The organism is Micromonospora rubida (genome assembly GCF_009908295.1).
GTDB classification, from domain to species: domain Bacteria; phylum Actinomycetota; class Actinomycetes; order Mycobacteriales; family Micromonosporaceae; genus Micromonospora; species Micromonospora rubida.
Map to the genome: position 1 here is coordinate 269,915 of NZ_JAAALO010000007.1, position 19,521 is coordinate 289,435.

Annotated in this window: 14 protein-coding genes; 10 read left to right on the top strand and 4 right to left on the bottom strand. The window is 74.8% G+C overall.

Features of this window, described 5'->3' with window-relative positions:
* The first annotated feature begins 333 nt into the window (after positions 1–333).
* The 4 genes from GVV04_RS34535 to GVV04_RS24835 are packed head-to-tail and all read left to right on the top strand — an operon-like array spanning position 334 to position 5,533.
* On the top strand, positions 334–1,833 hold the full coding sequence (locus tag GVV04_RS34535; RefSeq protein WP_161690968.1) for an O-antigen ligase family protein: 1,500 nt from the start codon (positions 334–336) through the stop codon (positions 1,831–1,833).
* Positions 1,834–1,859: 26 nt separating this feature from the next.
* Positions 1,860–3,011 (top strand): Wzz/FepE/Etk N-terminal domain-containing protein, encoded by a 1,152-nt coding sequence (locus GVV04_RS24825; RefSeq protein ID WP_161690970.1) that lies wholly within the window; start codon positions 1,860–1,862, stop codon positions 3,009–3,011.
* A 9-nt stretch (positions 3,012–3,020) separates the two neighbouring features.
* Entirely contained in the window at positions 3,021–4,691 is a 1,671-nt protein-coding gene (locus GVV04_RS24830) for an oligosaccharide flippase family protein (RefSeq protein ID WP_161690972.1), read from the top strand.
* Positions 4,688–5,533, top strand: coding sequence for a sulfotransferase family protein (locus tag GVV04_RS24835; protein ID WP_161690974.1), 846 nt, complete (start codon positions 4,688–4,690; stop codon positions 5,531–5,533). The genes GVV04_RS24830 and GVV04_RS24835 overlap by 4 nt, the downstream gene beginning before the upstream one ends.
* A 101-nt stretch (positions 5,534–5,634) precedes the next feature.
* Here GVV04_RS24835 and GVV04_RS24840 read toward each other — a convergent pair whose 3' ends face one another.
* Genes GVV04_RS24840 through GVV04_RS24850 form a run of 3 tightly spaced genes read right to left on the bottom strand, consistent with a single transcriptional unit; the run spans position 5,635 to position 8,928 of the window.
* Positions 5,635–7,116 carry a hypothetical protein gene (locus GVV04_RS24840; RefSeq protein ID WP_161690976.1) on the bottom strand — a complete coding sequence of 494 codons (1,482 nt, stop codon included), beginning with the start codon at positions 7,114–7,116 and terminating at the stop codon, positions 5,635–5,637.
* Complete coding sequence (locus tag GVV04_RS24845; protein ID WP_161690978.1) at positions 7,113–8,000, bottom strand: sulfotransferase family protein; 888 nt, start codon at positions 7,998–8,000, stop codon at positions 7,113–7,115. Before GVV04_RS24845 ends, GVV04_RS24840 begins: the two co-directional genes overlap by 4 nt.
* Positions 7,993–8,928 (bottom strand): sulfotransferase, encoded by a 936-nt coding sequence (locus tag GVV04_RS24850; protein WP_161690980.1) that lies wholly within the window; start codon positions 8,926–8,928, stop codon positions 7,993–7,995. Before GVV04_RS24850 ends, GVV04_RS24845 begins: the two co-directional genes overlap by 8 nt.
* A gap of 234 nt (positions 8,929–9,162) precedes the next feature.
* Here GVV04_RS24850 and GVV04_RS24855 point away from each other — a divergent pair, with 234 nt between their 5' ends.
* The 6 genes from GVV04_RS24855 (at position 9,163) to GVV04_RS24880 (ending at position 16,178) form a co-directional block, all read left to right on the top strand.
* Complete coding sequence (locus tag GVV04_RS24855; protein ID WP_161690982.1) at positions 9,163–10,407, top strand: glycosyltransferase; 1,245 nt, start codon at positions 9,163–9,165, stop codon at positions 10,405–10,407.
* Positions 10,404–11,408, top strand: coding sequence for a sulfotransferase family protein (locus tag GVV04_RS24860; protein ID WP_161690984.1), 1,005 nt, complete (start codon positions 10,404–10,406; stop codon positions 11,406–11,408). The genes GVV04_RS24855 and GVV04_RS24860 overlap by 4 nt, the downstream gene beginning before the upstream one ends.
* A gap of 3 nt (positions 11,409–11,411) precedes the next feature.
* Positions 11,412–12,323: a sulfotransferase family protein gene (locus tag GVV04_RS24865; RefSeq protein WP_161690986.1), complete on the top strand. Its 912-nt coding sequence runs from the start codon at positions 11,412–11,414 to the stop codon at positions 12,321–12,323.
* A gap of 122 nt (positions 12,324–12,445) precedes the next feature.
* Positions 12,446–14,341, top strand: a complete 1,896-nt coding sequence (locus GVV04_RS24870; RefSeq protein ID WP_161690988.1) for a CocE/NonD family hydrolase — start codon at positions 12,446–12,448, stop codon at positions 14,339–14,341.
* A gap of 176 nt (positions 14,342–14,517) precedes the next feature.
* Positions 14,518–15,264 carry a YdcF family protein gene (locus tag GVV04_RS24875; RefSeq protein ID WP_328822557.1) on the top strand — a complete coding sequence of 249 codons (747 nt, stop codon included), beginning with the start codon at positions 14,518–14,520 and terminating at the stop codon, positions 15,262–15,264.
* Between the two features lie 125 nt (positions 15,265–15,389).
* Positions 15,390–16,178 (top strand): glycosyltransferase family 2 protein, encoded by a 789-nt coding sequence (locus GVV04_RS24880; protein WP_328822558.1) that lies wholly within the window; start codon positions 15,390–15,392, stop codon positions 16,176–16,178.
* A gap of 10 nt (positions 16,179–16,188) precedes the next feature.
* On the opposite strand, the gene GVV04_RS24885 is transcribed toward GVV04_RS24880, so the two are convergent.
* Positions 16,189–19,347, bottom strand: coding sequence for a non-ribosomal peptide synthetase (locus tag GVV04_RS24885; protein ID WP_161690991.1), 3,159 nt, complete (start codon positions 19,345–19,347; stop codon positions 16,189–16,191).
* Between the last annotated feature and the right edge of the window lie 174 nt (positions 19,348–19,521).

Below are 19,521 nucleotides of genomic sequence, written 5' to 3' on the forward strand. Positions count from 1 at the left end.
AGGGGTGCCGACCGCACTGCTCGCGGGGTCGGGACGGTGGGCGGATGCCGAACTCATCGACGTACGTGACCAGCTTTCTCAGGTTTATAGAGGGTTCCAGGGTGTCCCGTCAATCGAGTGCCGACTCGGGTTCGCCCGGCGGATCACGGCGCCGTCACTCCCCGTAGATGGATCATGGGCCGTGTCGCCGTCGGGGGCCGGACGTTACGCCGTCGCAGCCGACGCAACGGCCCATGTTCCCGGGGCGGCGGCAACCGTTAGATTAGGCCGTTCTCCCGGTCCCTTGGCGGTGACCGGCAATGACATCCCTGGAAACGAGTGGTCGGCGAGCGAGTGGACGGACAGCGACACGGCACGGTGCGTGACGCCGGCCCGCCCGAGGGGGCCCGGCGTCGGCCGGCCGGCGACCCGACCGGGCGCCTGTTGACCGGTGGTGCCGCGCTGCTGTGCGCCACGGTGGCGGTCGTCGCCGGTTTGGCGATGACCCATGGCGACCGGGTGGGCGTGGTGCTGCCCCTCGCGGTGGTCGTCGGCCTGGCGGTCGGGGTGCTCGCGCTGACCCGCTTCGCGGCGTACGTGCTGCTGATGCTCGCCGTGCGCTCCTGCGTCGACCTGTTCAAGCTCAGCGGCCCGACCGCGGGCCGCGCCGACGGCGGCGCGGCCACCCGGACGCTGGACCCGTCGACGATCCTGGCCGTGCTGTTCCTGCTCGCCGCCGGTCTGTGGCTGGCCGCGCAACTGCGCGAGAAGGGCCGGCTGCGCGGCTCCCCGCTCGGCGTGGCGCTGCTGCTGGTCGGCGCGACCTCGCTGGTCAGCGCGCTGGGCGCCGCGCAGCCCGTGCCCAGCGCGCTGGAGGCGCTGCGGATCGGCACCGTGGTGGTGATGTTCGTCGTCCTGGAGCAGCTGATGCCGGACCTGCCGGCGATCCGGCGGTTCCTGCTCGCGGCGTACGCCTCCCTGGCGCTGGCGCTCGGCTACACCGCCGTACTGGCCCTGTTCGGCGACGCGCCGGCTGAGGTCAAGGGCGACTTCACCCGGATCAGCGGGCCGTTCAGCCAGTCGACCACGTTCGGCCGGTACCTGATGTTCATGGTGATCTTCGGGTTCGGCGTCCACCGGTATCTGGTCCGCCGGCTGCGGGTCGCCCTCGGCGTGCTGCTCGCGGCGTCGCTGGTGTTCCTGCTGCTCACCAACACCCGCAGCGCCATCCTCGGCGCGGCCCTGGGCCTGGTCGTGGTCGCGCTGCTGCACCGCAGCCGGCGCCTGCTGGTGGCGCTGTGCCTGGTCGCGGTGGCCGGTGCGGCCCTGTTGCCGACGGTCGCGCAGCGCTTCGGGCAGCTCGCCGACAGCACCGCCGTCGGCGGTGACCCGACCGGCAACACCCTCGCCTGGCGGGTCGACTACTGGTCGGAGATCGTCTCCCTGGCCAACCGCAACCCGGTCACCGGCATCGGGCCCAACATGACCAAGTTCGAGGCCGACGAGGCGAAGAAGCCGCACAACGACTTCCTGCGCGCGTACGTCGAGACCGGTCTGCTCGGCCTGCTCGCCTACCTGGCGATGATGGTCCTCTGCCTGCACGCCGGGTGGACGGCGCTGCGCCGAGCCCCGCCGGGCACGCTGGGCCGGGGGATCGCGGTCGGTTTCCTCGGCTGCGCGGTCGCCTTCGTGGCGGTCAGCGCGGCCTCCAACGTGATCTCGAACGTGGTCACGTTGTGGTATTTCGCGGCGTTCGCCGCCGCGGCCAACGCGATCGCCCGGGGCGTGCCCGCCGGCGCGGACGGGGTCGTGGCGCCCGTCGCGCCGACGGCTATCGGGCGGGGCATCGGATGAGCTACCGGACAGTGGGGAGCGCAAGGGTGGAGATCGTCGACTATCTGCGGGTCGCGCGGCGTCGGCTCTGGGTCCTGGTCGGAGTCCCGGTGGTCGCCACGGCGGTGGCCGCGCTGGTCGTCCTGCTCGGCCCTCAGCGCTACACGGCCACCTCGTACGTCGCGGCGCCGGCCCTGGTCGGCGGCACCGCGGCCCAGCAGTACACCGGCACGCAGGCGGCCAACCAGTTCGCGGCGGCCTTCGCCGCCGCCGTGACCTCCCCGCAGGTGGTCGACCAGGTGTCGGCCGACACCGGCGTCGCGGCGGGGGACCTGCGCGACGGGCTGACGGTCGAGCAGGTCGGGGCGAGCAGCCAGCTCACCCTGGCCTACACGGCGACCAGCCGGTCCACGGTGGTCCCGGTGCTCACGGCGACCGGGAAGCGAGCCCTGTCCTTCCTGTTCACCAGCCAGGTGAACATCGCCACCGGCGAGGTGGGGGCGGCCAACGACGAGCTGACTGCCGCCACCCGGGCGATCAACGACTGGGAGAAGACGAACAAGGTCAGCCAGCCGGACAAGCTCTACCAGGCGACCCTGCAGGAGATCGCCAGCATGCGGCAGCAGCAGTTGCAGATGCAGGCCGTCGGCAACAGCCGGGGCGCCGATGCCGCCGCCGGGGCGATCGCCGCCGGGCAGAAGCGGCTGGACGGGCTCGGCCCGAAGCTGCCCGACTACCAGGCGCTGCTCGCGCAGCGGGACGGTGCCAGCACCGCGTTGTCCTCCGCCCGGCAGGCCCTCCAGCAGGCCCGGGCCCAGGCCCAGGCCGCCGACCCCACCCAGGTGACCAGCCTCGGCGAGGTCCAGCCGGTCTCCCGGGGCCGGGCGCTGGTCGGTCTCGTGCTGCCGGTGGCCGGTGCCGGCCTGCTGCTGGCCGTGCTGCTGGTGGCTGTCCTGGAGCAGGTCGCCCGCAGCCGCGCGGCTGCGGCCGGCCGGACCACGACGGCGCAACGGCCCTCGGCGACGAAGCCGGGCGCGGGGACGGGGCCTGCCGCGGTGGACGGGCGGGCGGACGCGGTCGGACCTGCCGGAGTGAACGGGCGGGCCAACGGGGCGACCGGGCGGGCGGACACGAACGGGCGGGCCGCCGCGCCCGCGCCGCGGGACGCCGGCGCCGAGCCCGAGTCGCGGCACCGGTAGGCGGGCGGCGTGGCGGCCGAACCGGACCGGCGCAGGGAGCCGGCCTTTCCACGGGGCGGCCGGCGGCCGGCGGCGTCCGCCCCGCAGCCCGGTACCGCCCCGCACGGCGAGGCGGAGCCGCAGGGCGACCGGCACGTCCGGGGGATGGCCCGGGGCGGCGGCCTCAACCTGCTCGGTGCCCTGCTCAGCCAGGCCGCGGTCTTCCTGATCATGCTGCTGCTGGCCCGGATGCTGGGCATCCGCGAGGTCGGCCGGTACGCCCAGTGCTACGCAGTGCTGTCCCTGGCCGGGCTGCTCTCGCTGTCCGGCTTCCGGGCCGGGCTGACCCGGTTCGTGGCGGTGCACCTGGCGGACTCCGACGCGCCCGCGCTGCGCGGCACGGTCCGGCTGGGGCTGGTCATCTCCGCCGCCTCGTCGGTCGTCCTCGCCGCCGCCCTGGCGCTCGCCGCCCCGTGGCTCGCCGCCCGGCTGCACGACCCCGGGCTGGCCACCGGGCTGCGGCTGGTGGCCCTGACCCTGCCCGCCTCGACGATCTGCGAGGCGGCCCTCGCGGCGACCCGGGGCTGGCGGACCCAGCGCCCGTTCACCTTCATCGGCCAGCTCTACGAGCCGGGCACCCGGCTGCTGCTCACCGCGCTCGCCCTGGCCACCGGCGCGGGCCTGACCGGGGCGTACTGGGCGCTGGTCGGCGCCGGCTGGTCCGCCGCGCTGCTCGCCCTGGTCGCGCTCGCCCGGCTGGTCCGTCGGGTGCCGCCCGCCCGGCCGGTGTACCGCCCCCGCCAGCTCTTCGGCTTCTCCACCGTGAGCTGGGTGTCCTCGTTGTCCTCGACCGGGCTGATCTGGGTCGACACCCTGCTGCTCGGCTTCTTCGCGAACCCGCAGATCGGCGTCTACAACGTGGCCACCCGGCTGGTCACCGTCGCGATCTTCGTGCTCGCGCCGATCAACGCCGCGTTCGGCCCGTACATCGCGCACCTGCACCACCGGGGGGAGCTGGCCGACGTCCGCCGGGTGTACGCGGTGGCCACGGGCTGGGTGGTCCGGCTGTCCATGCCCGCCTTCGTCGCGTTGCTGGTCCTCCCCGGCGACCTGCTGCGGGTCTTCGGCGGGGAGGTCGCCGCCGGCGCGGCGGTGACCGTGGTCCTGGCCCTCGGGCAGCTCGTCAACGCGGCGACCGGCCCGTGCGGCACGGTGCTGAACATGTCCGGCCGGGTGGCGGTCAACATGGCCGACAACCTGGCCGCCCTGGTGCTCAACATGCTGCTCAACCTCTGGCTCATCCCGGCGTACGGCATCGTCGGCGCGGCGCTGGCGTGGAGCGTGTCGCTGATCGTGGTCAACATCGCCCGGGTGCTCCAGGTCCGCGCGCTGGTGGGCGCCCTGCCGTTCACCGTGGGCATGGTCAAGGGGATCGCCGCCGGCGCGGCGGCGCTGCTCGCCGGGCTGCTGGTGCGCTGGCTGCTGCCGGGCTGGCCGTGGCGGCTCGGCGTCGGCCTGTTGGTGATCGTGGCGGTCTACCTGGGGGTCGTCCTGGCGCTGGGGCTCGGCCGGGAGGACCTCATGGTGCTGCGGGCCCTGGTGCGCCGGCGCGGTCGCGGCGCCCCCACGCCACCCCCACCCGGCGCACCGGCCGGCGGCGGCAGGCCGACCGCCGATGCCGACGCCGGGGTGGCCCGATGAGCGCCGGGCCCCGCCGGGCCGCGGTGGATCGGCTGCGCCGGGCGGTACGCGGCACCCGGGCCTGGGCCCGCGCGGCCCGGCCCGGCCCGGTCGGCGCGCTGCCCGACTTCCTCGTCATCGGTGGGCAACGTTGCGGCACCACGTCGCTGCACCACTACCTAGCCGCGCATCCCGACGTACGGGCCGCCACCGGCAAGGAGCTCCAGTTCTTCAGCCTGCACGCCGGGCGCGGGCAGCGCTGGTACCGGGCCCACTTCCCGCCGGCCGCCCCCGGCCGGCAGAGCTTCGAGGCCAGCCCCTACTACCTGTTCCACCCCTCGGTTCCGGCGCGGGTGGCCGCGCTGCTGCCCGAGGCCCGGTTCGTGGCGCTGCTGCGCGACCCCGTCGAGCGGGCCTACTCGCACTACCTGCACACCCGCTCGCTCGGCGGGGAGCCGCTGGCCTTCGCTGACGCGCTCGCCGCCGAGCCGGGACGACTGGCGGCGGCGCTGCGCCGGGGGCCGGACACCCCGGCGGCCCACCGGGCCCTGCGTAACCACTCGTACGCCACCCGGGGCCGCTACGCCGAGCAGCTCGACCGCTGGTTCGCCCACGTGCCCCGGGAACGGCTGCACGTGGCACGCAGCGAGGACCTGTACGCCGACCCGACGGCGACGTACGCGGGCATCCTGCGGTTCCTCGGGCTGGCGCCGTTCACGCCGGACGCCTTCGCCCGGCACACCCGGCGGGCCGACCGGGGCCCCTCCCAGCTCACCGCCGAGCTGAGGGCCGACCTGACGGCCCGGTTCGCCCCGCACAACGCCCGCCTCGCCGACCTGCTCGGCTGGCCGCACACCTGGTGACCCCGGCCCGCCGCGCCGGGTGGGCCGGCGGGGGCTGGTCGGCGGGCGGGGCCGGCCGGCGAGGGCTGGTCAGCGGGCCGGGGCCGGCCGGCGAGGGCTGGTCAGCGGGCGGGGGCGAGGATCGCGGCGGGGTCGCCGGTGGACCGGATCAGCACCGGCTCCGCCCCGATGGTGACCGGTCCGGCGGCCCGTCGCGGCTCGGCGCCGACCGGGCCGCTGTCCAGGCCGGGCGCGGCCGGCAACGACACGCTCCCGCCGGAGGCCGACCAGAGCACCAGCGTGGTCAGCTCGCCGCGCCGGAACGCCACCCCGGCCAGCCCTTTCGCGGTCACCGGCTCCGCCGTCGCGTCCTGGGCCGCGAGCGCCAGCCCGGCCAGCCTCACCCCGGCCGGCCGCACGGTGCCGTCCGGGTCGAGCAGGCCGTAGCGGACCTCGCTGCCCTGCCGGTTGTTCGGGTTGTACGCCAGCGGCAGCCAGAGCACCTGCTCGACGCCGCCGGCCACGAGCTGGGCGACCGTCTTGACCATCTCGTCGGCCCGGCCGGCCGGGTCGCCGTCGCCGTCGCGCCAGAACTGGCCGACTTCCCACGCCTGGACCGGCACCCCGGCCGGGGTCTGCTCCCGCAGGTAGTCCAGCAGCGCCGGCACCCCGGCGAAGTGCTCGTAGAAGTGCAGCTGCCGCACGTCGACGATCCGCTCGTCGAGCAGTTCCTCGGTGACCGCGAGGAAGGCCAGGTTCTGGGCGTTCTGCTCGGTGGCCAGGGCGGTCCGTAGCTGCTCCGGCCCGTCCACGGCCGGGATCTGCCGGCCCCGGGTGCCGACCCGGCGCGGGAAGTACGCCCGGTACGCGGCGACGGCCTCGTCCGGCCGTCCGGCCCGCACCAGCCGGTCGGCGACGCCCATCCCGTACGCCACGCTGCTGATCCCGGAGTCGACCACCCTCGCCTGCGGGTCGGCCGACCGGATCGCCTCCGCGGCCGAGGTGACCAGCCGCCGGTAGTCCGCCGGGCTGCCGGCCCAGTACTGCGGCGCGTTGACCTCGTTCTCGATCGCGTACTCCCGCACCCCGTAGGGCGCGTAGCGGCGCACCACGTCCCGGACGAAGCCCTGGTAGGCGGCCAGGTCCCGGGGCATCGCCGACTCGGTCTTGTTCGCCTGGCCCCGGGTGTGCCGGGCGGTGCCGCCGGTGGCCCAGCAGACCCCGGTGCGGATCTTCAGGTGCAGGGTGATGCCGAGGCCCCGGCTCTCGCGGGCGATCCGGTCCACCGCCGAGAAGTCCGGGCTGCCCTGGGTCTTCTCGATGTCGCACCAGCTCAGCTCGTGGTACGTCGGCGAGCCGGAGAGCTGCTTCAGGTACGGCACGAACGACTCATGCCGCGACCAGTCCCAGTGCGCGCCGAACGGGGTCCGCACCCCCGGGGCCGCCGTCGGCCCCGGCCCGGCCGACGACCCGGTGGCCGACGTCGACGGGGTCGGCCGGGGCGGGGGGGAGGAGGGGCCGTCCGAGCAGGCCGCCCCGGCGGCCAGGGCGAGCGCCAGCGCGCCGGCCAGCAGCGGGACCCGCCGTGCGGGGCGGCGCGTCACCGGTACCCCAACTCGCGCAGCGTCGCGCCGGAGAAGACGCGGACCAGCACCCGCAGGAACGGGTCCAGCTCCCGGCGGTACGTGCCGACCCGCGAGCCGTAGATGGCGGCATCGGTGCGCGCGGCGGCCCGCCGGCGGTCCGCCTCGGCGGTGTACTTGCCCGCCACGTCGTGCTGCTTGCCGCCGTAGTCGAGCACTCCGGCCTCCCAGGGTTCGCCGAGGAACTCGAACAGCGACCGCATGGCCTTCTCCGGGTCGCCGACGGTGTCCTCGTAGCGCAGTTCGTGGTATCGGTCGGCGGGGAGCCGACTGCCCGCCGCGCGGGCGACGCGGATGTAGCGGGGCCACTTGACCACGCACTTGACCGCCGACCAGTAGCCGAACCGCTTGCGGTGGGAGACGACCACGTCCCGGCCGTCCCGGATGACGTGCACGAACTGCGCGTCCGGGAACACCTCGGCGAGGAAGCCGATCGACAGCGCGTACAGGGGCGTCTTGTCCGCCCAGCGGGTCTTGCCGCGGGAGCGGGCGTAGTCGGCGTGGACGCCGCCGAAGAAGTCGGCGATGCGGCCCAGCCAGTACTCCCGGGGGAACCCGAAGCGGGCCAGCCGTTCCCAGTCCCGGCCGACGATGCGCTGCATGTCGGCCAGGAAGCGGGTCTCCGGGCCGCAGGACACCCGGGAGTGCGAGTCGAGCACCAGGCGCAGCATCGTCGTCCCGGACCGCTGGCAGCCGACCAGGAAGATCGGCCCTCGGGGCCCGGCGTCCTCCGGGGCCGCCCGGTCCGGCTGCGGGCCGTCGGCGGCCGGCGGCTCGTGCGGGGCCTCGCCGGCCGGCGGGACCTGCGGGCCGTCGGCGGCCGGCGGGGCGTCCGGGTCAGCCACGGCCCACCGCCTGGTCCAATCCGGCCCGTGCGTCCAGCCGCCCGGCCAGCTCGGTGCACAGTGCCCGCACCCGGTCGTCGAGCTCCAGCCGGGGCCGGCGGGGCGCGCGCGCTCCGATGTGGCCGTGCAGCGCCGGGTCGTACGGCAGGTCGAGGAACGCGCACAGCCGCCGCGTGTACGCGGCCGGGTCGGCCACCAGCGCGTCGTACGAGCAGAGCAGGGTGTCGTCGCGGTCGGCCAGGCCGAGGGTGAAGAACAGCGAGTTGCGCACGTACCAGAACAGGGCGGCGGCGGTGTGCGGGGTCATCCGGTCGTAGTCGAAGCCGGCGATCAGCTCGCGGGCCGGCCCGTCCAGGCGCTGCCCCTGCCACCGGTCGCCGATCGTGCCGTCGGCGATCGCCCGCAGCGCCCGCAGGTTGGCGTCGCCGAACTTCGCCACCTCGGAGCGGGCCCGGTCGTCGACGTCCCGGTACGCCCACAGCGCCCGGCCGGGCCGCAGCCCGGCCAGCCCGAGCAGCTCGTCCACCCGGTGCGTGTCGCACAGCGGCTTGACCAGCACGTGCCGGTGTCGGCTGCGGCGCACGGCGTCGATGAGCACCGCGTCGGAGCGCAGCCGGAAGCGGTGGAACACCCGCCGGTCGTTCTCGTTGCGCACCTCGAACGACGGTGCCGCGTCCAGCCCTCGGGCCAGCATGTTGGTGCCGGAGCGTTGCAGGCCGACCAGGTACACCGGCATCGCCCGGCCGGGCGGCTGCGGGTGGGCCCGCCGCCAGCGCCACTTCGCCAGCGCGGTGCCGGCCCGCTGGACCGGGTCGAGCCGGTCCTCCTCGACGAGCCGCCGCACCCCCTCGGTGCGCGCCCAGCGCAGGTGCCGCACCACCCGCCGGGCGGTGTACGCCCACGCAGAGGGCTCGTCCTGGTGGGCCACCGGGTCCTCCTCGGGCTGACGGTCGGGGCGGGGGACACGCTACCGGCAGATCATCGTGGCTGGCCAAGTGGCCGTGCGGCCAGCGCCTGATGGCCGTGTGGTCAGTTGGGGATCATGACTGGACTCGTCCGCCCGGGTTGCATACCGTGGGGCTCCTGGTCACCGCTGCTGCCCGGTGCCCACCCTTCCCCACCCCTGATCGGCCACTCAGCAGGCCACCCCTGGAGCAGGCCGATGCGTGTCCTCCACGTCAACAAGTTCCTCTACCGCCGCGGCGGCGCCGAGGGCTACCTCCTCGACGTCGCCACACTGCAGCGGGGCGCGGGCGACGAGGTCGCGTACTTCGGCATGGCGCACCCCGACAACGACGCCCCACTGCCGTACTCGCGGCACTTCCCGCCGCTGGTGGAGCTCGACCCGGCGCCGTCGGGGATCGGCCCGCGCGCGACGGCGGCGGCCCGGATGATCTGGTCCCCGGCCAGCCGGCGCGGCCTGGCCCGGGTGATCGACGACTTCCGGCCCGACGTGGTCCACCTGCACAACATCTACCACCAGCTCTCGCCGTCGGTGCTGGCCGCGGCGCGGGCCGCGCGGGTGCCCTGCGTGATGACGCTGCACGACTACAAGCTGGCCTGTCCCAGCTACCAGATGCTGGACCGGGGCGCGGTGTGTGACGCCTGCGTGACCGGCGGCCCGCTGCGGGCGGCCCGGCGCCGGTGCAAGGACGGCTCGCTGCCGGCCAGCGGCCTGCTGGCCGTGGAGTCCTGGCTGCACCGCTCCACCCAGGCGTACGGGCCGGTGCAGGCGTTCGTCAGCCCCAGCCGGTTCCTGGCGGGGGTGATGCGCCGGGCGGGAGTCTTCCCGGACCGGATGCACGTGGTGCCGCACTTCGTCGACGTCGCCGTGACGCCCGTGAAGGCGGCCCCGGGCGGGCCGGTGGTCTTCGCCGGCCGGCTGTCGGCCGAGAAGGGCGTCGACGTGCTGGTCGAGGCGCTCGCCCTGCTGCCGCCCGAGGTGTCGCTCGACGTGGCCGGCGACGGCCCGGCCCGCGCTGGGCTGACCGAGCTGGCGCGGCGGCGGGCGCCCGGCCGGGTCCGGTTCCACGGGCGGCTGGACAAGGCCCGGCTGCACGCGCTGGTCCGGTCCGCGGCGGTGGCGGCCGTGCCGTCGCGGTGGAACGAGAACCAGCCGATGGCCGTGCTGGAGGCGTTCGCCTGCGGCGTGCCCGTGGTCGCCACCGACCTGGGCGGGCTGCCCGAGCTGGTCACCCCCGGCGTGGACGGCGAGGTGGTCGCCGCCGACGACCCCGCCGCGCTGGCCGCCGCGCTGGGCGGCGTCCTCGCCGACCCGGCGCGGGCGCACGGGATGGGCCTGGCCGGGCGGTCCCGGGTGGAGCGGGACTTCTCGCCGCGGGCGCACCTGGCCCGGCTGGGCGAGGTCTACGCGACGGCCGCGCGGGCGCTGCGGGATCCGGCGTGACCCGCCCGGTGCGGGTGCTCTACCTGGCCGGCAGCGGGCGTAGCGGCAGCACCCTGGTCACCACCGTCCTCGGCCAGTACGCCGGGTTCTTCGCGGCCGGCGAGCTGCGCTACCTGTGGCAGCGCGGCGAGGTGGAGAACCGGCCCTGCGGCTGCGGCCTGCCGTTCCGGGACTGTCCGGTGTGGCGCGCGGTGCGCCGGGACGTGCCGGTCGACCGGGCCGGCGGGATCGCCGCCGGGCTGCGCGGTCGGCTGCGCCTGCGCGGGGTCCCCGCGCTGCTGCGCCGCCACCGGAGCGGCCGGCGGGCGGTGCCCGCGCACCCCGACGACGCGGCGCTGGCCGGCCTGTACGCCGCCGTGGCCCGGCACGCCGGGGCGCGGGTGGTGGTCGACTCGTCGAAGCTGCCGCCGTACGGGGCCCTGGTCGGCGCGCTGCCCGGCGTCGAGCTGCGGGTGCTGCACCTGGTCCGCGACCCGAGGGCCACGGCCTTCTCCTGGCGGCGGCGCCGGGGGCTCGACGGCGAGGCCGACCAGCGGCTGATGAGCCGGCCTCCGGTGTGGAAGGCGGCCCTGCTGTGGCTGGTCTGGAACACGCTGACGGCCCGGCTGTGGGCCGGCGACCCGGGCCGCTACCTGCGGGTACGGTACGAGGACCTGACGGCCGACCCGGAGGCGACGCTGGGCCGGATCGCCGCGTTCGCCGACGCCGGCCCCTGCACCGACACTGACGCCGACGCCGACGCCGACCCGTTCACCGGTTCCCGCGCCGGCCCGTTCACCGGCCCCGCGACGGTGCGGCTGGCGCCCACCCACTCGGTGGCCGGCAACCCGTCGCGGCACCGCACCGGCCCGGTGCCGATCGCCGCCGACGTCGAGTGGCGGAGCGGGCTGTCCCGGTGGTCGTACGCCGTGGTGACCGCGCTGACCGCGCCGGGGCTTCGCCGCTTCGGCTACCCGTGGCGCCGGGGCGGCCCGGTGGCACCCCGGCAGGAGGAGGACTGAGGGATGTTGGCCGTGGTGGTGGGCACCGGGCGGTGCGGCTCGACCCTCGTGCAGGAGCTGCTGTCCCGGCATCCCGGCGTGGGGTTCGTCTCCGGCGTCGACGACAAGCTGTCCCGGCTCAACCTCACCGGCCGGTTCAACGGGCCGCTGTACCGGCGGTCGGCGCCCCGCCCGGCCGGCATGACGTCGCTGCGGCACAGCCGCCGGCTGCTGGAACGCGGGCGGCTGCGGGTCGCCCCGTCGGAGGCGTACCAACTGCTGGACCGGCACGTGCTGTCCGGCTTCTCCCGCCCGTGCCGGGACCTGACCGCCGACGACCTCACCCCGCACGTGGCGCGGCGGCTGCGCGCCTTCTTCGACGCCCGGATCGAGCGGCAGCGCTGCCCGCTGCTGGTGCACCACGTCACCGGCTGGCCGCGCACCGGGTTCCTCCGGGCGGCCTACCCCGGGCTGCGGGTGGTCAACGTGGTCCGCGACGGCCGGGCCGTCACCAACTCCTGGCTCCAGATGGGCTGGTGGGACGGCTGGCGCGGCCCCGACAACTGGTACCTCGGGCCGCTGCCGGCCGACCTGCGCCGGGAGTGGGAGGAGTCCGCCCGGTCCTTCCCGGTGCTCGCCGCGCTCGGCTGGAGGATGCTGATGGCGGCGTTCGCCGACGCCCGGGCCGCGCACCCGCCCGGCCAGTGGCTGGACGTCCGCTACGAGGACCTGCTCGCCGACCCCCGCGCCGAGGTGGCCCGATTGCTCGACTTCCTCGGGCTGGACTGGACGCCGGCGTTCGAGCGGGGCTTCGGGCGGTACGAGTTCCCCGCCGGGCGGCGGGTGGCGTACCACGACGAGCTGGGCCCCGAGCAGCTCGCGGCCGTCGAGCGGGCCCTGGCCGAGCCGCTGCGGCAGTGGGGCTACCGGGACTGACCGCGTCCCCCGGGCGAGGGGGCCACCCGTCGGACCACGCCCGGCGAAGTTCCTACATGTGCAGGTGGTGACGCCGGTCGCCGGCTCGTAGCGTACGCAGCCTCGGACCTCAAGGAGACTGCATGGCTACAGTGGGAACGCGCTGGCGCACAGGCGTGGCCGTACTGTCCGCGGCGGTGCTCGCCGCCCTCGGCGCGGCGCCGCAGGCGCTGGCGGCGGACGGCCCGCCGGCGATCGTCGTCCAGGACGGCGTCACCCAGCCGGTGTTCGGCTACGCCGACGCCATCCGGGAACGGCTCTTCATCGACTCCACCTTCGACAGCGACAACGACGGCCTGCGCGACATCATCGCGTTCGACCTGATGCGGCCGGCGGCCACCGCGAACGGCCTCAAGGCGCCCGTGGTGATGGACGCCAGCCCCTACTACTCGACGGTCTGCCGGGGCAACGAGTCCGAGTGCAAGGCGGACCTCGACGGCGACGGGCTGCTGGACAAGTGGCCGCTGTTCTACGACAACTACTTCGTGCCGCGCGGCTACGCGGTCATCCTGCTGGACATGGTCGGCACCAACAACTCCACCGGCTGCCCGACCACCAACGCCAACCAGGACAACCTGAGCGCCAAGCAGGCCATCAACTGGCTCAACGGCCGGGCCACCGCCCGCAACGCCGCGGGTGAGGTCGTCAGGGCGGACTGGCACAACGGCAAAACGGGGATGATCGGCAAGTCGTACGACGGCTCGCTGGCCATGGCCACGGCGGTGACCGGAGTGAAGGGCCTGACCACGGTCGTGCCCATCAGCGGCCCGACCGAGTACTACGACTACGTGCGCAGCAACGGCGTCGTCACCCGGGGCAACAGCTACGTGGCGTCGCTGGCCAACACGGTCACCAACCCGGAGCGCCGGGAGTACTGCAAGCCGGTGCGCGACGCGCTGGCCGCCGCCGACGGCGACGAGCACGGCGACTACACCGCCTTCTGGAACGAGCGCAGCTACGTCAAGAAGGTCCCCAACGTCACCGCCAGCGTGCTGCTCTACCACGGCCTCAACGACGACAACGTCCGGCCGGACCACTTCAGCAAGTTCTGGTACGCCCTGGCGGAGAACAACGTGCCGCGCAAGCTGTGGCTGTCCCAGGAGGGCCACGTCGACCCGTTCGACTCGCGCCGCGCGGTGTGGGTGTCGACGCTGCACCGGTGGTTCGACTTCTGGCTCCAGGGCGTCGCCAACGGCATCATGGACGAGCCGCGGGTGGACCTGGAGCGGTCCGCCGACGTGTGGGAGACCCACGCCGACTGGCCGGTGCCCGGCAAGGCCGACACCGAGGTGTTCCTCCAGCCCGGCACCACCGGCGCGGGCGGCCTCGGGCTGGTGCCGACCACGAAGCCGGCGACCGGGGCGTTCCAGGACAGCCGCACGCAGAGCCAGAACACCATGATCCTCAACCCGGACGTGGTGCAGCCCAACCGGCTGGCCTTCCTCTCCGAGCCGCTCACCGCGCCGCTGCACATCTCCGGCACCCCGACCGTGCAGCTGCGGGCCTCCGCCGACCAGACCGACACCAACCTCGGGGCGATCCTGGTCGACTACGGCACCGACGAGCGGGTCGCGCACCGGGCCTCCGGCGAGGGAATCATCACCCTGACCACGGAGGACTGCTGGGGCGAGAGCAGCCCGACGGACGACGGCTGCTACAAGCAGACGGCGAAGCGGGTGGCCACGGCCGACTACGAGCTGGTCACCAAGGGTGTCATGGACGCCCAGAACCGGCAGTCGATCCGCGTCGCCGTGCCGCTGGTGCAGGGGGAGTCGTACAACTTCAGCTTCCCGCTGCTGCCGGAGGACTACGTCTTCAAGCCCGGCCACCGGATCGGCGTGATCATCGTGGCCAGCTACCCGCAGTACTCCAGCCAGGCGGACACCACCGCCGCGAACCTGCGGGTCGCGCTGAAGAGCAGCAAGGTCGTCCTGCCCGTGGTCGGCGGCACCGCCGCCGCGCACGCCGCCGGCCTCTGACCGGCTGACCGGCGGGCCGCCCGGCCCGCCACCGGGGCGGCCCGGCGATCGACCCTCTGCGGAGGACCGTCGATCGCCGGGCCGTCCCGCTTCGTCGGCGGGTGCGGGGCGGGTGGCTACCCTTGCCGGGGAAGCCGCCGAGGGGAGGACACACGTCGCCGACCGCCACCGTGCTCGTGGTCTTCGGCCGCGGCGTGCTGCGTTCCGGGGACACCTGGGCGCTCACCCCGGCCAGCGTCGCCCGCGTGCAGGCCGCGGTGGAATACGTCGCCGCGAACGAGGCGTCCTTCGCCCGCGCCGCCGGGCAGGGACGGACGCCCCGGATCGTGTTCAGCGGCGGCTGGGCGGAGGCCGCCGAGGGGGCCCAGCCCCCGCCGCAGGGGTGGCGGGAGGGCGACCTGATGCTGCGCCGGGCGCTCGCCGCCGGCCTCGACCGGCACGCGGAGCTGCGCGCCGAGACGCGGTCGCGCAGCACGCTGGAGAATCTCCTGCACACCGTCGAGGACGGTCTGCTCGACGGGCACGCCTTCGGCCCGGGGCAGCCGCTGGGCATCGTCTCGCACACCTGGCACCTGCCCCGGATCAGGTATCTGGCCCGCCGGGCCCTCGGGCTGCGCGGCGGGGCGCTGCTCGACGTCCACGCCCGCGGCGGGGAGGCGCTGCCGAGGTGGTGGCGCGAGCCGGCCGCCCGGATCGCGTCCCGGCTGTGGTTCCTCGGGGCCCGCGACGCGGCGGGCCTGCTGCGCCGGGAACGCCGGCTGGTGGCGTCGATGCGCCGCGTCGATCGGCTGGCATGCCGCCGCCGGGACGCGGCGGGCGGAGACCGCGCCGTGGTCCCGCCCCGACCCGGTCCGGGTGCCGCCGACGCGGGCGTGCCCGCGCCCGGACCAGGTCCGGAGAAACCGCCGCGGCGGAGCATGTGACGGACGGCCGCCGACGGGGTACAGGCTCCCGAGCTACCGCATCGACCTCGATGAGGACGACGGTCGCGGCGACGTCGAGGAGGTCACGTGGACAGGATGGACGGTCCTTCGGGCGGACGAGCCGGGTGCGGCGCCGCCGCGGGCGTACCCGGGTGTGGCGTGGGCGGGCGGCGGTGATCGTCCTCGCCCCGGTGTACGAGCCGGGTCCCCGCCTGCCCGAGTTCGTCGCCGAGCTGCGCGACGCCGCTCCCGGCGTCCACGTCGTCGTGGTGGACGACGGCAGCGGACCGGCGTCCGCCCGGGTCCTCGACGAGGCGCGTGACCTCGGCTGCACCGTTCTGCGGCACGGGACGAACCGGGGCAAGGGCGTGGCCCTGAGGACGGGGTTCCGGCACGTGGCGCGCGCGTGCCCGGGCCACGACGTGGTGTGCGCCGACGCCGACGGCCAGCACGGCGTCGCCGACGTCCTGCGCGTGGCCCGGCGCGTCGAGGAGACCGGCGTGATGGTGCTGGGCGTACGGCGGTTCGACGGCGAGGTGCCGGTGCGCAGCAGGGCCGGCAACGGCCTCACCCGGCTGCTGTTCCGCGCCGCGACCGGTCGCCCCGTGCGGGACACCCAGACCGGGCTGCGGGCGTACCCGCACGGCCTGCTCGACTGGTTGCTCACGGTCCCCGGCGAGCGCTTCGAGTACGAGATGAACGTCCTGCTGTATGCCGTCCGGGCCGGCCAGCCCATCGCGCAGACCACGATCGCCACCAGGTACGTGGCCGACAACGCCTCGTCGCACTTCGGGTCGATCACCGACTCCGTGCGGATCTACCTGCCCCTGCTGCGGTTCGCCGCCTCGGCCCTGCTGACCCCGACCGGGCGCCCCGGCCGGCCCAGCACCGAGACGGCATCCACCAAGACATGACAAAGCAGTATTAGGAGCCCACGTCGAGCTGACTCAGCCGGGCGGCGGGGTGGGCGGTCACCTGCTCCAGTAGGCGTCCCAGGCCGCCCACGAGGCGTTCGACGGTTTCCCGGTGGAACAGGTCGACGCGGTACTCCACGGCGCCGCGCACCCCCTGCGGCCGGCCGTCCGCGTCGCGCCGTTCCGCGAACCGGTACGACAGATCGAACGCCGAGGCGTGGCTGCCGATCGGCTCCGCCTGCACGCCGAGCCCGGGTAGGGCGACGCCGGATGGGATCGTGGGTCGGGTTCCCGTCCTGACCTGGGCCAGCGGGTGCCGGCCGGCCGGGTGCACCGGGTCGAGCTGCTCGGCCAGCCGTTCGAAGGGCAGATCCTGGTGCTGGTGTGCGGCCAGTTCCGTGGCCCGCACCCGGACCAGCAGTTCCGCGAAGGTCGGGTCCCCGGCGGTGTCGACCCGAGTGACCAGCGTGTTGACGAAGCGTCCGACGAGCCGGTCCAGGGCGGCCTCGGCCCGACCGGGCACCGTGACCGCGAACGGCAGATCGGTGCCCGCCCCGGACCGGGTCAGCAGTGCGGCCACCGCTGCCGTGAGCACCATGCCGACGGTCGTGCCGCCGGCCCCGGCCAGTCCGGCGAGCCGGACATGCAGGTCGGCGTCGATGTCGACCGGGACCAGGTCGACGGGGGACCGCGAGCCGGTCGGCCGGGCCCGGTCGAACGGCAGCTCCAGTGCGTGCGGAATGCCGTCCAGGTATCCCTTCCAGAAGGCCAACTGCCGCGCCGTGACGCTGCCCGGGTCGTCGGCGTCGCCCAGCAGATCCCGCTGCCAGAGGACGTGGTCGGCGTACTCCACGGGCAACGGCTGCCAGTGCGGCGCGCGGCCGGCGAGCCGGGCACCGTACGCCTCGGTCAGGTCGCGCAGCAGCGGATGCCAGGACCACTCGTCGGCGGCGATGTGGTGCAGGACGAGCACGAGCGCCGAGCGGTCCTCGTCCACGAGGAACAGCCTGGCCCGTACGGCGGGGTGCCGCTGGAGGTCGAAGGGCTCCTGGGCGACGGCCGTGACGGAGTCGGCCAGCTTCTCCGCGCTCACGTGCTCGACGACCAGGGGCGGCCGGACCGAGGTGGCGTCGACGATCCGCGCGACAGGTCCCCCCTGGTGCTGCGGGAACAGGGTGCGGAGTACGGCGTGCCGGCGTACGACATCGGCGAGCGCGGCGTCGAGCGCCGCCACGTCGACCCGACCGCTGAGGTGGAGGACGTACGCCCCGTGATCGGCCGGGGAGGTGCCGGGCGTCCGATGGCGGAGCCAGAGGTGTCGCTGCGCGTGCGACAGGGGCACCACGTCGCCGTCGGTACGCCGGGTCAGCGGCGGACGACCGGTCGCGGCGGTGATCTTCGCGGTGATCGCGGCGACGGTGGGCGACTCGAACAGCTCCTGGATGCTCACCTCCAGCCCGAGGACCGCCCTGATCCGGGTGACCAGGCGGACAGCGGTGAGCGAGTGTCCCCCCAGCACGAAGAAGTTGTCGTCCGGGTCCACCACGGGACGGCCGAGCACCTGGGCAAAGAGCTGACAGAGCAGCTCCTCCACCAACGACCGTGGCGCGCGACCGGTGGTGGCGGCGAGGGTCGGCTCCGGCAGGGCCGCCCGGTCGAGCTTTCCGTTGACGGTGTGGGGCAGCGCGTCCAGCGGTACGAATGCCGCCGGCACCATGTAGCCGGGCAGGACCAGCGAGAGATCGTCGCGGAGCCGGCGCTGGTCCGGCGCGGTCCCGTCGGTGGGCACGACGTATCCGACCAGGCCCTCGTCCCCGGTCGGCAGGGTGCGGACGGCCACCGCGCCGGCGCGTACCGCCGGATGCCGGGCCAGCGCCGCCTCGACCTCGCCGAGCTCGATCCGGAACCCGCGGATCTTGACCTGGTCGTCGGCCCGGCCCAGGTACTCGATGTCGCCGTCCGGGCGGAGCCGGGCGAGGTCACCCGAACGGTAGCCACGGATCGCCCGCCCGTCGGCGTCGGTCAGCTCGACGAACCGTTGCCGGGTCAGCTCGGGCTGCGCGTGGTACCCGAGCCCGACACCCGGACCGATGACGACGATCTCGCCCACCTCGCCTGGTGGCACCGGACGGAGCTGGTCGTCGGCCAGCAGGAACGAGGAGTTCGGCAGCGGTACCCCGATGAGGCTGGCCCCCTGGCGCAGGTCGGTTTCGCGGACCCGGCGGTAGGAGGCGTGGACGGTCGTCTCGGTGATGCCGTACATGTTGATCAGCTCGACCGCCTCGTCGCCGTACTTGGCGACCCACGGCGCCAGGCTGGAGAAGCGCAGCGCCTCGCCGCCGAACACGACCCGACGCACCGACAACCTGTCGTCGTGCCGCTGCTCCTCGGCGACCAGCTGGGTGAAGGCGGTCGGCGTCTGGCTGAGCACCGTCACTCCCCGGTCCCGCAGCAGCCGCCGGAACGCGGCCGGGTCCTGGACGGCGGGCTCCGGTACGACGACCACGGAACCGCCGTGGAGCAGCGCCCCCCACATCTCCCAGACGGCGAAGTCGAAGGCGAAGGAGTGGAACATCGACCACACGTCGTGAGCGTCGAACGCGAAGAGGGAGTCCGTCGAGTCGAACAGGTGCAGGACGTTGCCGTGCGATATCCGTACGCCCCGGGGCTGGCCGGTCGTGCCCGAGGTGAAGATCATGTACGCGCAGGCGGAGGAGTCCACCGACGGCGGCGAGTAGCGCAGGTCCCCTGGCCGATCGTGGTCCAGCCGGATCACCGCGGTGCCCGGCGGCAGGTTGCCCGCCAGGTCGCTCGTCGTGATGACCAGGGCGGGCTCGGCCACGGCGAGGACGCGTTCCAGCCGCGCCCGAGGGCTCGCCGGGTCGAGCGGAACGTACGAGCAGCCCGCCTTGATCACCGCGACCGCCGCCAGGACCAGGTCGGCGGTGCGGGGCAGGAAGATGCCGACGTGGGCTCCAGGGTCGACGGTCCGGGCCTGAAGTTGCGCGGCCACCGCCTCGGCGGCCCGGTCCAGCTCGGCGTACGTGAGCACCCGCCCGTCCGCGATGACGGCTGTCCGGTCGGGATGACGACGCACGGAGTGGGTGAATCCGGCCAGCAGGGTCTCGGCCCAGCCGCCGACACCACGGCGCGATTCGGTTGGGGGCATGCTCATCCTTCACTCGCGGTGACGCAAGCACGGCGCTGGCGGTGAGCCCGGCCAGTTCGGCGGTGCCTGCTCGGCAGTGCCGATGCGGCACGGCCCAGGCGCGCACCGGAGAACAGAAGCCCGGCGAATTCCCAGATCATGTCGTTGATGCGGCGGCCTGTCTTCAACCGATGG